Below are 15,001 nucleotides of genomic sequence, written 5' to 3' on the forward strand. Positions count from 1 at the left end.
GCCATGACTGACCTGGGCACCCGACCGACCACCGTCGCGGTTGTTGGCGCGGGCGGCTTCGCCGGCTTCATCCTCGACGCCGTCAGGGACGTCCCCGAGGCCCACGTTGCCGCGGTGGTCGACATCGACCGGACCCGCGCTCGCGAGCTCGCAGCACGCCACGGTGCCCGCGAGCTGAGCTGGAACGAGGCGCTCGCCGATCCTGCTGTGGACGCGGTAGTGATTGCGTCCCCGCCGGGGACGCACTCCGCCCTCGCCATCGAGGCGATAGGCGCCGGCAAGGACGTCTTCTGCGAAAAGCCCGTCGGCACGACGCCGTCGGAGGCACTGGCCGTGCGCAACCATGCCGCAAAGCACGATCGGGTCGTGGTCGTGGACCACGTCCTGCGCTACAACCCCCTGCTGCGCGGCCTCCGGCGGCTCCAGGACCATCTCGACTGGCGACCGGTGCGCTTCCTCTTCGAGAACGACGCAGCGGACGAGAGCCTCCCCGCGGATCACTGGTTCTGGAACGAGGCCCAATCCGGCGGCATCTTCGTCGAGCACGGAGTCCACTTCTTCGACGCGGCGGCGATCTTCGTCGACGAACGGGCGACGCACGTCGACGCCACCAGCACCCGGCGCGAAGGCTGGCCCTCCCCGGACATCGTGACGGCCAGCCTCGTCCACGGCGACTGCCTGGTCACGCACACCCATTCCTTCACGCACGCGCACCGCGCCGAGCGCCAGCTCATGCGCCTCGACTACGGCGTCGCCGAGGCCCGGGTCAACGGCTGGATCCCTGTCAGCGCGGACATCGATGTCTTCACCGACGACGCGGGTCTTGACCAGCTCCTCGCGCTGGTGTCGACGCCGGACTTCCTCGGCCCGACCCGCGACGGTTTCTCCCCGTCGGCCACGGTGTCGGTCGACGCCAGCAGGCACGACGGGACGGCTTTCGGCCGGGGCAGACCTTTCCCGGCTTCGCGCCGAGCGCGGGTCGCCATGAGCCTCGGCGGCGCCCCTGCCAAGTCGGCGGTGTACCACGCCACCGTCGCCGACGCGATTCGTGACCTGCATGCCTGCCGGCTGGATCGGACGCGGCGGCCGATATCCGGGCCGGACACCGCAGCGACCGCTGTGGCTGTCGCCTACGCCGCCGCCCAGGCCGATCGCACCGGACACCGTGTGCGCCTTGACCCCCTGCCGCCCCTGCCGCCCCTGCCCAGCAACGACTAGCCCCGACCAGCCCCCGAAGAGGACATGATGACCGCCGGAGCCGTGCAGTTCCCCCTTGGCCCGTTCACCCCGTTCGAGCGCAACCCCATCCTGACCCCCCGGGGTGAGACGTGGGAGTCAGGCAGCGTGTACAACCCCACGGCGGTCGTCGTCGGGGACAGGGTCGCCCTGCTCTACCGTGCCCACGCCGACGACATCGTTTCGCACGTCGGACTCGCCTGGAGTGACGACGGGTTCTGCTTCGAACGCGAATCCGAGCCTGTGCTGTCCCCCAGCGAGGACTACGACCGGTTCGGATGCGAAGACCCCCGGGTGAGCCAGGTCGGCGACACGTTCTACCTCACGTACACGGGGTGGGACCGGGACACGGCCCTGCTGTGCCTGGCCACATCACAGGACCTGCGCAACTGGACCAAGCACGGCCCGCTGTTTCCCGACTTCGACACCTTCCAGCCCCAGGGCCACGGGCAGGTGGGACCGTGGTCCAAGGCGGGCGGCATCCTGCCCCAAGCCGTGGACGGTCGCTACCTCATGTTCTTCGGCGAGGGCTCGATCTGGGCCGCGACCTCCGAGGATCTCATCCACTGGACCCCCCTTACCGCGGATGACCAACCGCCAGTGATGGCGCCGCGGCCGGGCACCTTCTCGGACTTCCTCGTCGAGGTCGGCCCGGCCCCGCTCATCACCGACAACGGCCTGATCCTCCTCATCCACAACGCCGCCATCAAGAACGCCGACGGCAGCGTCAGGTACACCGCAGGCCAGATCCTCGTGCACCCGGACCGACCCACCGAGATCCTCGCCGAGCTCACCAGGCCGTGGATCGAGCCGACAACGTATGAGGACACCCATGGGCTGGTCTCGAACGTCACGTTCGTCGAGGGGCTTGTGTGGTTCCGCGACCGCTGGTTCGCCTACTACGGCCAGTCCGACTCCACGCTGGGGGTCGCGACCCACCGGCCGGGCGAGCGGCACTCCGAGCTGCAGGGGTGAGACGGTCGTGACCCCGGACGCCTGGGCCGAGCACGCCGACCAGCTCGCGGCACTTGTCCCGAGGGCTCTGCACCCAGCCGGGGGCTTTGGGTGGCTCGACCCCACGAACACCCTTGCCCCGGGCCGGGGCGTCGCAACCTGGATCACCTGCCGGATGACCCACGTCGCGGCCCTGGCCACATTGCGTCACCCAGAGGCCGGACTGTCCCTCGCCCAGTGTCTTGACCACGGAGCCAAGGCCCTTGACGCCGGTGGGCTCTTGCGCGACGACCGACACGGTGGCTGGTTCTCCGGGGTCGTCGTCGGGGACGAGCCAGGCGTTGACGGGACCAAGGCCGCCTACGCGCATGCCTTCGTGATCCTGGCAAGCGCCTCGCTGACGGCCGTGGGCCATCCCCAGGGCCGGTCCCTCCTTGAGGATGCACTGTCCGTCTTCGACCTGCGTTTCTGGGACGAGGCCGAGGGCATGGCCCGCGAGTCCTGGGACAGGCGGTGGCGCGCCAGTGAGCCCTACCGCGGCGTCAACGCCAACATGCACACCGTCGAAGCCATGCTGGCAGCTGGAGAGGTGCTCCGTGACCCCTCGCTGACGGACCGGGCACGCCGCATCGTCGATCGAGTGGTCTGTGGCTACGCCCGCGAGGCCGACTGGCGGCTGCCCGAGCACTTCACCGACGCCTGGGAGCCGCAACTGGACTACAACCGGGAGCGGGCGGACGATCAGTTCCGGCCCTTCGGCGTCACGATCGGCCATGTTCTGGAGTGGGCGCGCCTGGCCCTGAACACTCGGGCTGCTGTGGCCCGCGACGGGACACCGCGGCCCGACCTCCTGGAAGCCGCTGCGGCCATGTTCGCCGCCGCGATGGACCGCGGCTGGGCGGTCGACGGCTCGCCAGGTCTGGTCTACACCACGGACTTCGCCGACCAACCGGTCGTCCGGCAGCGCCTGCACTGGGTGCTGTGCGAGGCGTTCGCCACTGCCGCGGCACTCCACCACGAGACGAACGACTCCGTCTATCGCCAGTGGCTCGACACGCTCTGGGGCTATGCCGAGGAACATCTCATCGACCATGAGAACGGCGGCTGGCTCCACGAGCTCGGCCCGGACAACACGCCGGATGACTCCATCTGGTGGGGCAAGCCCGACATCTACCACGCGTACCAGGCCGCGCTCGTTCCCTCGCTGCCTTCGATGGTGTCGTTCGCCGGGTCGGTGGGATCCCCCGACCTCGGCCAGCGGTAACACCCTGGGCTCGCCGCAGACAGGGCGACGGGAGCCGGGCCTCAACCACCGACGCGACGCGTCGGTTCGACCTAGGAGGGCCATTGCGTTTCAGATCACGACCGGGACGGGCAGCAACCACCGCTGCGGTAGGTCTCGTCAGCCTCGCCGTGACGGTGGGCACCGCCACGGCGCCCACCGCTGTTGCGGTGCCCGCGGCGTCGCACCAGCGGCTGACGAACCTGGCGCACCTCGACTCCCTTGGCAGCACCGTCACCCCTCGCAGCCAGCAAGGCCACACCACATACCGTCTGGAAGACGAGCCAGCCGTGGGGGTCCTGTGGGTCTACGCCAACCACAACCCCGACGGCACCTACCGCAATGTGGGGGGAGGCGACTACAACGCCGCGACGAACACCTACGGCCAGGGTGCCTACGACGCCGACGACATCAGTCGAGCGGCGGTCGCCTACCTGACCGCCTGGAAGCAGCTCGGCGACGACGATGCCCGGCGTCACGCCTACCAGCTCCTGCGCGGGCTGACCTACATGCAGGATGCGTCCGGGCCTGACGCGGGCAACGTCGTGCTCTGGATGCAGCCTGACGGGACGCTCAACCCGACCCCCACTCCCGCGGACGACCCGAATCCCTCTGACGCGGGGTCCTCCTTCTGGCTCGGGCGCACCATCTGGGCGCTGGGCACGGGCTATGCCGCCTTCAAGGACGTCGACCCCGGGTTCGCCGACTTCCTGCGCGGCCGCCTCTCGCTCGCCTTGGGCGCCGTGGAACGGCAGGACCTCAACACGTTCGGCACCTGGCAGGAAGTCGACGGCCTCCGCTGGCCCTCGTGGCTCATCGCCGATGGTGCCGATATCTCCTCCGAGGCCATCTACGGTCTGCTGGCGTATGTCCGCGCCAGTGGCGACGAGCGAGCGCGCCGTGACCTGACCGAACTCGCCGACGGTGTTGCGGCGATGAAGACGCCCGGGTGGCCCGGTGGAGCTCTGATGCCCTGGGCCAGGTCACGGTCGATGTGGCACTCCTGGGCGGACGACATGGCTGGCTCCCTTGCCGCGGCCGGGGAGGCCCTCAACCGCGGTGACTGGGTCAGGACGGCGGTCGGCGAAACAGCCCAGTTCACCCCCCACCTGCTCGCGCAAGGCGGACCCGACAACGAGTGGCTGCCCGCTCCCATCTACCGGGACCAGATCTCGTACAGCGCAGACGTGACCCTGCGTAACCTCCTGAAGACGGCCGAGGCGACACATCAAACCTCGTTCCGCCACCTCGCGGGTATCGCTGGGAGCTGGTACTTCGGGAACAACCCGGCTCACGCACCCATGTACGACCCAAGCACCGGGGTCACGTACGACGGAATCAGCCCCGACGGGCAGATCAACTACAACGCCGGTGCCGAGTCAACCATCCATGGGGTGATGTCGATGTTGGCGCTCGACGCAGCCCCCGACGTCGCATCCGCGTCTCGGATCGCCGAGGTGCGCGACCGGGTGACGTGGAGCTACGCAGAAGCCGAGTCGGGACTTCTCACCGGGGATGCCGCCGTCATCGAACCCACCGAGTCCTGGACGGGCGAGAGCCAGTGGAGCGGCGACCGGTACGTGGCGCTACGGCCGGGAGGCCGGGTCGTCATCCCGGTGCGGCTGCCCACCCAGGATCGGTACGTGGTGATGCCTGTGTTCGACAGGCAGATCGCCCCGCCTGACGCTGTCGGCGCGCGGCTCTCGCTGGGTGGCGTCTCGGCCGGCGTTCAGCTCCAGGGCGGCGCGGGAGCCCAAGGAGTAACGGCCGTCCCGGGCTATTTGGACGTCGGTTCGCTGCCGACCCCGAAGTCTCTGCCTGCCGGCAGCACCCGGCTGACAGCCGCCTACGTCGGTGATGGCCGTACAGCTCGGATAGACGGCGTCCTCCTCCAGCCGGAGGTCGAGTGGGCCACCCTTGGCGGGGCCGGGGGCCTTGGCCAAGCCCTCCTGAAGAGCTTCGCCACGCACATGCGCCACAAGGTGATGGTCTTGGGCAGCGGCCATGTCACCGCGTACGCGTACGACCGACAGGGTCGACTCGTCGCGACCACGACCGCCGCCCACGGTCAGGTGAACGCAGCAGTTGCCCCGTTTGGCTTCACCATCGTGTTGGCCAGCTAGCTTGCTCGCCGCCCCCGGCCGCCACGCGGCGGGGGCGGCGGCCTCGCTCGTTGTGCACCGCGTTTGCGGTGGGGTGGATGAGTCGGTCGGTACGCCGGGTTCTGTGCACCGCGGCCGTTACCGGCACTGCGGGCGACGGCCATCCATCTCGGGTGCCCGTTGCCGGACACCTCCAGCGGTCTACCCGGAAGCTCGGGCGGGCCGCCCTCGAACGCTTCCTGTCTGACCTTGCTCCAGGTGGGGTTTACCTAGCCACGCCAGTCACCTGGCGTGCTGGTGGTCTCTTACACCACCGTTTCACCCTTACCGCGGCGCCTGCCCGGCCGGAGCCGGGTGGTTCGCCGAGGCGGTCTGCTCTCTGTGGCACTGTCCCGCGGGTCGCCCCGGGTGGCCGTTAGCCACCACCTTGCCCTGTGGAGCCCGGACGTTCCTCGGCGGCACCCCGAGGGGCGCCGACGCGGCCGTCTGACCGACTCATCCGCCGCTGATCCTAACGGCTCCCCCGGACCCGGTATGCCGTGTGCGTCCCCGCCACTGCGAGCAGCCCCACCCCCGCGGCCCCGGCCGCCGCTACTCCCGCGGCGGCCCCCCGGGCGAGGTGGCCGCCGGGTTGAGCCGCTCGCTGTCCTCCGGGGACAGCCCCTCCTCCGGGTGGACCGCCGGACGACCCCGCTGGACCCGCCACGCGCTGAACAGGGCGGCCATGGCCGCCAGCCACGCTCCCCCCAGGACGAAACCGGCCAGCACGTCGGAGACGTAGTGGGCGGCCAGGGCCACGCGGGAGAAGCCGATGCCCAGCACCATGACGACCGCGATCGCGACCGCGACCCGGCGCCAGACCCCCTTGAGGACCGGCAGGAACACCAGCAGCAGCACGCCATAGCCGACGATGGCCGCCTGGGCGTGCCCGCTGGGGAAGCTGGCCCCGGGCTCGTGGACGAACGGGTGCGGCACGACGGGACGCTGACGGTTCACCATCGCCTTCACCGCGGTGTTCAGGAGCGAGGACACGGCGGTGGTGACGACCACGAACAGCGCCAGGCGCCACAGCCGGCGCCAGAGCAGCCACACCGCCACGGCGAGCATGACCAGCTGCCACGCCAGCGCCGACCCGGAGTCACTGAACGCGCGCATGAGCCAGACGAACGCCGGCTGCGTCAGCGCGAAGCGGTGCAGGCCGTCCCGGGCGCCGCGGTCGGCCTCGGCGAGGGGCCCCCAGTGGTCCTCGACCAGCAGGAGGAGCAGCGCGAACGGCACCGCCACCAGGGCGAGGGCCGCGGCGACCAGGGCCGCCCTCGTGGTGTCACGCTGACGCCGCGAGGCGGCGCCGGCTGCCGGGTCTGCCATGGGGGGCCTCCATCACCGTCAGGAGCCCCCACGGTACCCACCGTGCCGCCGCGCCGGGCACTCCCGTGCTCGGCGGGCCACGTGGCTCCCGCTGAGCGGTCGGCCCTACAGGTCCACGTTCAGGCTGGTCCCGACGCTGGGACGGTTCACCCAGCGCTGCGTCGAGTGGTAGCCGGTCGTGCCACAGAACACGTCGAAGCGCACCGACTCCCCATGTGCCGGCACCTGGCTGAAGGTGAGGGCGTAGCCACCCCAGGGACCGAAGTTCCCCGAGAGCCACTCACCGTTGGGGGCGAGGGCGTAGATCGTGGCGAGCTGGTCGCCGTCGCACCCGTCGTCGCCGTACGTCATGACGGTCGGGTCCTGCGGCCACGCCTGTGCCGGTGCGGCCGCAAACACCATCGCCGCCGCCACCCCCGTTGCCGCCGCCAGAGCCGCCAGCCTCCTGTGCACCATGGCTGTCCTCATTCGTCGCAAGTCCATCCCGACGCATCCCACGCTGCTCTGAGCGACCGGCGCGGACATCCACCCAAAGGCGCACCTGCGCTCCGCACCCTGCAGGTGGTCGCCTACCTGATTCGGCGGGGTCAGACGGGCTCGAAGCGGACCGAGCGCCGCGCGATGTCGGCCTCGACCAGCCGCACCTGCAACGCCTCGCCCAGCGACACCGTGCCGCGGCACGGCGCCAGGATCGCCGGGTTGGCCACCTGGACCAATCCGCCGTGCGCGTTCAGGTCGACCACGACGGCGTCGTAGACCTCGCCCACGTGGTGGCGCAGAGCGGCCGCCTCGACCGCGTCGGTGCAGGCGCGCTCGACGGACGCGGCCCGCTGGTCGGAAGAGGCCATCGCCTTCGGCAGCGCCGGCAGGGCCTCACGCACCCAGTCGGGCACCTCGGCCCCCGCGCACAGCGCCTCGCACACCAACAGCCCGAACCGGTCCACGAGCCGGCGCAGCGGCGCGGTGACGTGGGCGTAGGGCGCCGCCACAGCGGCGTGCATGCTGACCTCGGGCAGGTCCCCCACGAACGGGGTGTAGCCGGCGCCGCGGAACAGGCTGGTCGCCTCGTGGACCAGCGCGAGCTGACGCGGGTCGGTCCGGTCGAGGGAGCGCAGGAACTCGCCGTAGAGCCACTCCGCCGGCCACACCACCCCGAGGGCCCGGGCCTGGCGGTGGAACCGGGCCACCGCCTGGTGGTCCGGCTCGGGCATGGTCCGCAGGATGCCGATGTCGCCGTGGAGCATCATCTCGGCGGCCGCCATGCCGGTCAGCAACGAGATCTGGGCGTTCCAGTCCTCGACCACCATCGGCGGCCGGAAGCGCAGGTGGTAGCGGCCCTCGTCGTCGACAGTCACCTCCTGCTCGGGCAGCGGCAGGCTGGCTCCGCCTCGCCCCTGCTCCAGCGCGATCCGCCGCTCGCCGACCTCCCGCAGCAGCGCCATCCGCTCACCACCGGACCCGGCGTCGACCGCCTGCTGCACCGTGGCGTAGTCCAGCCGCTCACGGCTGCGCACCATCGCGCGGTAGACCTCGACCGCGACCTCCTCACCGTCCTCGTCCAGGCGCAGGTCCCACACGAAGGCCGGCCGGTCCTGGTCCGGCAGCAGGCTCGCGGCGTCCTCCGCGATCCGCTCGGGGTGCAGCGGGGTGCGCCGGTCGGGGGCGTAGATCGTCTGGCCGCGCCGGCGGGCCTCCGTGTCGATGGCTCCCCCGGCGGCGACGAACGCCGGCACGTCGGCGATCGCGTAGCGCACGCGGTAGCCGTCGCCGGCGCGCTCGAGGCACATGGCCTGGTCGAGGTCCTTGGACCCCGGGGGGTCGATGGTGAAGAACCCGACGTCGGTGGCGTCTCGCTCCGGCAGCCGCACCGAGGCTGCCGCGGCGTCGGCCTCGGCCAGCACCTCCGCCGGGAACTCGGCCGGCACGTCCAGCTCGGCACGGACGGCGTCGAAGGCCGCCCGCAGCTCGGCCCCGTCGACGCCGGCCGCCTCGACGCGGGCGGTCGGCCTGAGCGTGATCCTGCGCATCGACATGGCCCTCACACTACGCACGCGCGGCCGCCTGCGCGCCCGAAGCGAGCGCGGTCGACGGCGCCTCCTACGCTGTCCCCCGTGCTGATCCTGCTGCCGCCCTCCGAGTCCAAGCGCGGCCGCCCGCGCGGCGCACCCACCAGGCTGGACCGCCTCTCCTTCCCCGAGCTGACCGGCACCCGCGCACAGGTCGCCGCCGCCGTGGCCGAGGTCAGCGCCCGCCCGGACGCTCCGGAGGCGCTGGGGGTCAGCGCCAACCTGGCCGACGACATCGCCCGCAACACCCGGCTGGCCACCGCGCCGGCGCTGCCCGCCGCGGACCTCTACACCGGCGTCCTCTACGACGCGCTGGACCTGGCCTCCCTGGACGCCGCCGCGCTGCGCCGCGCGCGCCGCTGGCTGCTGGTCGTCTCCGCCCTCTACGGCGCGGTGCGCCCCGGCGACAAGGTCGCCCCCTACCGGCTCTCGATGGGGGTCAACCTCGAGGGCCTGGGCCCGCTCGCCTCGGTCTGGCGCGAGCCGCTCGCGCGGGTGCTCCCCGACGCCGCCGGCCGCGGCGTCATCGTCGACTGCCGCTCCAGCACGTATGCCGCCGCTTGGACTCCCAGCGGTGACCTCACCCGCCGCTGGGTGCAGGTCAAGGTGCCCGGCGCCACGCACATGGCCAAGCACACCCGCGGCCTCGTGGCCCGTGCGCTCTGCGTCGCGGGGGTGGACGCCCGCACCCCGGCCGCCCTGGAGAAGATCCTGGCGCCCGACTTCGAGACCGCGCTGCACGAGCCGAGGCGGTCCGGCCAGCCCTGGGTGCTGGAGACGACGGCCAGATGAGCGGAGCCGAGCTGGCCGACCTCGCCGCCCGCGTCGGGCCGGTCCTCGTCTTCCTCGTCGCCATCACCGTCGTGGCCGAGATCGCCGCCGCCGCAGGGGTGTTCGACGTTGCCGGCCACTGGGCCGCCCGGGCGGGCCGGCACCGCACCTGGGCGCTGTGGCTGCTCGTCGTGGCCCTGTCGGTGGGCGCGACGATCGTCCTGAGCCTGGACACCACAGCGGTGCTGCTCACCCCGGTGGTCATCGCGGTCGCCCGCCAGCTCGACGTCAGCCCGCTGCCCTTCGCCATGACCACGGTCTGGCTGGCCAACACCGCCTCGCTGCTGCTGCCGGTGTCCAACCTGACCAACCTGCTGGCGCTGCACCGGTTCGAGGCGCTGGGACTCGGCCACGCGGGATACCTCCGGCTGGCCGCGCTGCCCGCAGCCGCAGCGGTCCTGGCCACCGTCTGCGTCCTGGCGCTGCTGCACCGGCGCGCGCTGCGCGGGCGCTACACCCTCGACGCCCCGCCACAGCCGCACGACCGGGTGCTGCTCGGCGTCGCCGGCGGGGTGTGCCTGGCGCTCGGTCCGGCGTTCGTCAGCGGCATCACCCCGGCCATCCCCGCGGCTGCCGCCGCGGCCGTGCTGGCCGTGACGGCGCTCGTGCGCCAGCCCAAGGTCCTGCGCGAGACGAAGGTGCCGTGGCTGGTCGTCGCCGGCGTCTGCGTGCTGTTCGTCGTCGTCGACGTCGCGCTGCGCCACGGTCTGCAGGACCTGCTCGCCTCCGCCGTCGGGAGCGGCACCGACCTGCCGGCCCTGGCCCGGGTCACCGGCGTGGGCGCCGCCTCGGCCAACGTGGTCGACAACCTGCCGGCCTACCTGGCCCTCGAGTCGGTCACCGACACCGAGCCGCACCGGCTCATGGCGTTGCTCATCGGCGTCAACTGCGGACCACTGGTGACCGTGTGGGCCAGCCTGGCGACGATCCTGTGGCGCGAGCGGTGCCGCAGCGCCGGCGTGAGCGTCCCCGCCCGGACCTTCGCCTGGCAGGGCGCCCTCTGCGCCGTGGTCACCATGGCAGCGGCGGTCCTGGCCCTCAGCCTGGCCTGAGCCGCGGCTCGAGCCGACAGTGCGGGCCGGCCCGGAAGCCGGCGTCCACCGCGTCGCGTCAGGCCTGGAGCGCCTGCACCAGGTCGTCGACCAGGTCGCGCACGTCCTCCAGCCCGACCGAGACCCGCAGCACGCCGTCGGTGATGCCGATCCGTCGCCGTGCCTCCTCACCGAGGCGTCGGTGCGTCGTCGTGGCCGGGTGGGTGATGAGGGACTTGGAGTCGCCCAGGTTGTTGGAGATGTCGATGACCTCCAGGGCGTTCATCAGCGCGAACGCCTCGTCCTTGCCACCGGCGACCTCGAACGTGACCACCGTGCCGCCGCCGAGCATCTGCGCCCGGGCGAGCTCGTGCTGGGGGTGCGACTCCAGCCAGGGGTAGACGACCCGGGACACCCGGGGGTGCGCCTCGAGGGTCCGGGCGATCTCCAGCGCGGAGGCGGCCATCCGCTCGACGCGCAGGCGCAGCGTCTCCAGGCCCTTGAGCAGCACCCAGGCGTTGAAGGGCGACATCGACGGGCCCGTGTGGCGCATGAGGTTGCGCACCGGGCCGTTGATGAACTCCGCCGTCCCCAGCACCGCCCCGCCGAGGGTGCGGCCCTGGCCGTCGATGTGCTTGGTGGCCGAGTAGACGATGACGTCCGCGCCCTGCTCCAGCGGTCGGGAGAACACGGGCGTGCCGAACACGTTGTCGACGACGACCTGGGCCCCCGACGCGTGCGCGAGGTCGCACACCGCGCGCACGTCGACCAGCTCCTGCATCGGGTTGCTCGGCGACTCGAAGAACACCGCGGTCGTGGGCACCGACAGGGCCTCGCGCCACTGGTCCAGGTCCGGGCCGTCGACGAAGACGGTCTCCACGCCCCAGCGCGGCAGGATCTCGTCCAGGATGACGAAGCACGAGCCGAACAGCCCGCGCGCCGCCACGACCCGGTCGCCCTTGCCGAGCAGGGCGGCCAGCGCGACGAACACCGCGGCCATGCCGGAGCCGGTGGCGAAGCAGGCCTCGGTGCCCTCCAGCAGCCGCATCCGCTCCTCGAACATGGCCACGGTGGGGTTGCCGTAGCGGGAGTAGACGAAGCGGTCGACCTCTTCCTTGAACGCCGCCTCGGCCTCCTCGGCGCTGGAGTAGACGAAGCCGGAGGTCAGGTAGAGGGCCTCGGCGGTCTCCTCGAAACCGCTGCGGGCCAGCCCTCCCCGGACCGCGAGGGTGTCCGGTCGCAGCTCGCTCATCCCTGCCTCCACGGCAGCCCGGCGACCTTCCAGCCGGCCACGCTGCGGTGCCCGTGACCGTCCAGCGGACCCTCGAAGCCGTCCGTCACGTTGTAGGCCGGGCCCAGGCCGGCGCGCGTCGCGGCGGCCGCGGCCGCGGCAGAGCGGACCCCGGAGCGGCACAGGAAGTAGATCGGGGCGCCCTCGGTGACGCCGGCGTCGCGCAGCTCGTCCAGGAAGCCCTCGTTGACCGACCCGTCAGGGAAGCGCTGCCACTCCACCGGCAGGACCCGCTTGCCCAGCCCGGTCAGGTCCGGCAGCCCGACGTAGCTCCACTCCGCGGAGGTGCGCACGTCCACCAGGACGGCCGCGGGGTCGGACTCCAGCGCGGCATACGCCTCCTGCGGCGGGACGTCGCCCGCGTAGCTCACCGCCACTCCCCCTCGCGGCGCAGCACCAGGGCCTGGGCGACGATGACGCGCTGGCCGTCGAAGGTCAGCGCGGGGGCGCCGTGCAGCTCGTAACCCTCGGCCAGGGCGGCGCTGACCCGCTCGCAGAAGGCCCGGTCGTCCGGTCCGGTGAGGACCCGGTAGGCAAGTCGCTCGTCCATGGCCGCACCCTGCCACAGCCGTCCGCATGGCGGATGCCCGGGCTCAGCACGTGGGACGCGTCCGCCGGCGCTCAGCCCTGCCGCAGGTGGGCGGTGTGGTTGACGAACGCCACCGACGCCCCGCCGTCGGCCCACACCTCGACCGCGGACAGCGACCCGGGGGCGGTCAGCAGCCGCCAGATCCGCTCGTGCGGTATGCCGAGCAGCTCGGTGAGCACCACGAGGATGGGCTTGCGGTGGGTCGCCACGACGACCACGCCACCGGGCTCGACCGCCCGGCGGTAGGCGGCGAGGACCCGCTCGGCGAGCGCCGAGTGGCTCTCGCCGCCCGGGCGGGCGTAGGCCAGGTCGCCCCGCAGCCGCCCCAGCTCCTCGGGCCAGCGCGCGGAGATCTGGCCCATGCTCCGGCCGTCCCAGTCACCGAAGGACTGCTCGTCCCAGTCGGCGTCGACCTCGGCCTCGATGCCCAGGGTCCGGGCGATGGCCTCGCCGGTCTGGCGCGCGCGGGTCAGGGAGGAGGTCACCAGCCGGGCGTGGCTGTGCCCGACGAGGTTGGCCACGGCACGCCCCGCGGCCTGGGCCTGCGCCTGGCCGGCGGCGTTGAGCGCGGGGTCGGTGCCACCGCGCCCGTCGAGCTTGCCGGCGACGGTGAAGTCGGTGACGCCGTGGCGCACCAGCACCAGGCGGGTGGGCACGCCCAGGTCCGGCGCGGTGGTGGTGGACTCCCCGGAGGCCGCGGCCACCGGCTCGGTGGACGTGGCGCCCACCTGCCGGCTGATGGACTCCCCGTCCATCGCGGCGTTGGCCAGCTTGTCGGCGGCGGAGTTCTCGGCGCGCGGCACCCAGGTGAAGCGCACCGAGCCCCCGGCGTCGCTGATCCGGGCAGCCACGTCCCGCGCCTCGAGAGCCAGCCGGCGCATGTCCTCGTGCTTGATCTTCCAGCGGCCCGCCATCTGCTCGATGACGAGCTTGGAGTCCATCCGCACCTCGACGTCGGCCGCCCCGGGCTCGATGTCCAGGACGGCCTGCAGGCCGGCGACCAGCCCGGAGTACTCCGCGACGTTGTTGCTGGCGATGCCGACGGACTCGGCCCGCTCGGCGAGCACCGCACCGGTGGCCGCGTCACGGACGAGGGCGCCGTAGCCGGCGTTGCCGGGGTTGCCCCGGGACCCGCCGTCGGCCTCGACGACCAGCCTGCGCGCCACCGGGCTCAGATGCCGGACTCGGAGGTGCGCACGAGGATGCGACGGCACTCCTCGCAGCGCAGCACCTCGTCGTCGGCCGCCGCGGCGATGCGGTTGATGTCGACCTGGTTGAGCTCGAGCCGACAGCCCTCGCAACGGCGCTGGTGCAGGGCCGCAGCCCCGACGCCTCCGCTGTTGGCGCGGATCTTCTCGTAGAGAGCCACGAGGTCCTCGCCGACCCCGGGCACGACGTTGGCGCGGTTGGCCGTCACCTGGGCCGCCTCGGCGTCGAGGTCGGCCAGCGCCTTGTCCCGGGCGGCCTCGAGCGCGTCGACCTTGACCGTCAGCTCGGCGCGGGCCGCCTCGAGCTCGCGCACCCGCGCCTCGAGGGCCTCGGCCCGCTCCATGACCTCGAGCTCGACGTCCTCGAGCTCGCCCTGGCGGCGGGCCAGCGAGGCGACCTCGTGCTGGAGGGCCTGCAGGTCCTTGGCCGTGCCCTGCCCCGAGTCCAGGCGGGCCTGGTCGCGGGCCGCGCGGTCACGCACGAGCTGCACGTCGGCCTCGGCCTTGGCCACCTCCCGCTGCACGTCGCCGTGGGCGGTGCGGGCGCGGACGAGCTCGCTGTCCAGGGCGCCGGTCTGCACCTCCAGCGCGGCCAGCTCCTTCAGCTCCGGGAGCGTGGCCTTGCGGTGCGCGATCTGGTCCAGGCGCGTGTCCAGCGCCTGCAGGTCGAGCAGTCGCCACTGACGGCTGGTGTCGGCTTTCAGGGCGTACCTCCGGGCGACTCGGCGCCGACCACGAAGTCCCAGGGGTCGGTGCGCAGTGTGGAAATGTGAACCTCCACCGTAGTGCCCCGCTCGCCGAGGGCGCGCAGCAACTCCTCACGCGCGCTGCCCAGCCACAGCGACTCGGTGGCCCAGTGCCCGGCGTCGACGAGGTACGGCGTGCCGCCGCGGTCCTCCTCGCGGGCCTCCAGCACGGGGTGGTGTCGCAGGTCGGCGGTGACGTAGACGTCGGCCCCGCTCGCGCGCACCGCCTCGAACATGTCGTCGCCCGCGCCGCCGACCACCGCGACCCGGCGGACCCGGCCCTCGGGCGGACCCGCC

15 protein-coding genes and 1 other RNA gene are annotated in these 15,001 nt (G+C 72.5%); 6 read left to right on the top strand and 10 right to left on the bottom strand.

Going from position 1 to position 15,001, the window contains the following annotated elements:
• Positions 1 to 3: 3 nt before the first annotated feature.
• The 4 genes from VF825_RS05175 (at position 4) to VF825_RS05190 (ending at position 5,595) form a co-directional block, all read left to right on the top strand.
• Positions 4 to 1,218, top strand: a complete 1,215-nt coding sequence (locus tag VF825_RS05175; protein WP_331110838.1) for a Gfo/Idh/MocA family oxidoreductase — start codon at positions 4 to 6, stop codon at positions 1,216 to 1,218.
• A 27-nt stretch (positions 1,219 to 1,245) separates the two neighbouring features.
• Positions 1,246 to 2,211, top strand: coding sequence for a glycoside hydrolase family 130 protein (locus VF825_RS05180; RefSeq protein WP_331110841.1), 966 nt, complete (start codon positions 1,246 to 1,248; stop codon positions 2,209 to 2,211).
• 7 nt (positions 2,212 to 2,218) lie between these two features.
• On the top strand, positions 2,219 to 3,454 hold the full coding sequence (locus VF825_RS05185) for an AGE family epimerase/isomerase (RefSeq protein WP_331110843.1): 1,236 nt from the start codon (positions 2,219 to 2,221) through the stop codon (positions 3,452 to 3,454).
• Positions 3,455 to 3,609: 155 nt separating this feature from the next.
• Positions 3,610 to 5,595 carry a hypothetical protein gene (locus VF825_RS05190; protein ID WP_331110845.1) on the top strand — a complete coding sequence of 662 codons (1,986 nt, stop codon included), beginning with the start codon at positions 3,610 to 3,612 and terminating at the stop codon, positions 5,593 to 5,595.
• 74 nt (positions 5,596 to 5,669) lie between these two features.
• Here VF825_RS05190 and rnpB read toward each other — a convergent pair.
• The 4 genes from rnpB to VF825_RS05210 form a co-directional block, all read right to left on the bottom strand.
• Positions 5,670 to 6,072, bottom strand: an RNA gene (rnpB, locus tag VF825_RS05195) — RNase P RNA component class A.
• Positions 6,073 to 6,165: 93 nt separating this feature from the next.
• Complete coding sequence (locus VF825_RS05200; protein ID WP_331110847.1) at positions 6,166 to 6,942, bottom strand: phosphatase PAP2 family protein; 777 nt, start codon at positions 6,940 to 6,942, stop codon at positions 6,166 to 6,168.
• A gap of 105 nt (positions 6,943 to 7,047) precedes the next feature.
• Positions 7,048 to 7,398 carry a hypothetical protein gene (locus VF825_RS05205; RefSeq protein WP_331110849.1) on the bottom strand — a complete coding sequence of 117 codons (351 nt, stop codon included), beginning with the start codon at positions 7,396 to 7,398 and terminating at the stop codon, positions 7,048 to 7,050.
• Positions 7,399 to 7,529: 131 nt separating this feature from the next.
• A complete protein-coding gene (locus VF825_RS05210; RefSeq protein ID WP_414695775.1) occupies positions 7,530 to 8,975 on the bottom strand; it encodes an RNB domain-containing ribonuclease in 1,446 nt (481 codons plus the stop codon).
• A 78-nt stretch (positions 8,976 to 9,053) separates the two neighbouring features.
• Between VF825_RS05210 and VF825_RS05215 the strand changes: the two genes are divergently transcribed.
• On the top strand, positions 9,054 to 9,800 hold the full coding sequence (locus VF825_RS05215; RefSeq protein ID WP_331110851.1) for a YaaA family protein: 747 nt from the start codon (positions 9,054 to 9,056) through the stop codon (positions 9,798 to 9,800).
• Positions 9,797 to 10,891: an SLC13 family permease gene (locus VF825_RS05220; protein ID WP_331110853.1), complete on the top strand. Its 1,095-nt coding sequence runs from the start codon at positions 9,797 to 9,799 to the stop codon at positions 10,889 to 10,891. Before VF825_RS05215 ends, VF825_RS05220 begins: the two co-directional genes overlap by 4 nt.
• Before the next feature lie 58 nt (positions 10,892 to 10,949).
• Here VF825_RS05220 and VF825_RS05225 read toward each other — a convergent pair whose 3' ends face one another.
• The 6 genes from VF825_RS05225 to VF825_RS05250 all read right to left on the bottom strand — a co-directional run.
• The gene (locus VF825_RS05225) at positions 10,950 to 12,122 is read right to left on the bottom strand and encodes an O-succinylhomoserine sulfhydrylase (protein ID WP_331110855.1); all 1,173 of its coding nucleotides are present in this window, start codon (positions 12,120 to 12,122) and stop codon (positions 10,950 to 10,952) included.
• Complete coding sequence (locus VF825_RS05230) at positions 12,119 to 12,532, bottom strand: rhodanese-like domain-containing protein (protein WP_331110857.1); 414 nt, start codon at positions 12,530 to 12,532, stop codon at positions 12,119 to 12,121. Before VF825_RS05230 ends, VF825_RS05225 begins: the two co-directional genes overlap by 4 nt.
• Positions 12,529 to 12,711, bottom strand: coding sequence for a DUF1737 domain-containing protein (locus tag VF825_RS05235; protein WP_331110859.1), 183 nt, complete (start codon positions 12,709 to 12,711; stop codon positions 12,529 to 12,531). The genes VF825_RS05230 and VF825_RS05235 overlap by 4 nt, the downstream gene beginning before the upstream one ends.
• Positions 12,712 to 12,782: 71 nt before the next feature.
• Positions 12,783 to 13,916 (bottom strand): bifunctional RNase H/acid phosphatase, encoded by a 1,134-nt coding sequence (locus VF825_RS05240; protein ID WP_331110861.1) that lies wholly within the window; start codon positions 13,914 to 13,916, stop codon positions 12,783 to 12,785.
• Between the two features lie 5 nt (positions 13,917 to 13,921).
• A complete protein-coding gene (locus VF825_RS05245) occupies positions 13,922 to 14,662 on the bottom strand; it encodes a zinc ribbon domain-containing protein (RefSeq protein ID WP_331110873.1) in 741 nt (246 codons plus the stop codon).
• On the bottom strand, positions 14,659 to 15,001 hold a 343-nt coding region (locus VF825_RS05250), incomplete at its 5' end, for a Nif3-like dinuclear metal center hexameric protein (protein WP_331110863.1). The genes VF825_RS05245 and VF825_RS05250, both read right to left, overlap by 4 nt.

It is taken from the genome of Oryzihumus sp. (assembly GCF_036391795.1).
Lineage (GTDB): Bacteria > Actinomycetota > Actinomycetes > Actinomycetales > Dermatophilaceae > Oryzihumus.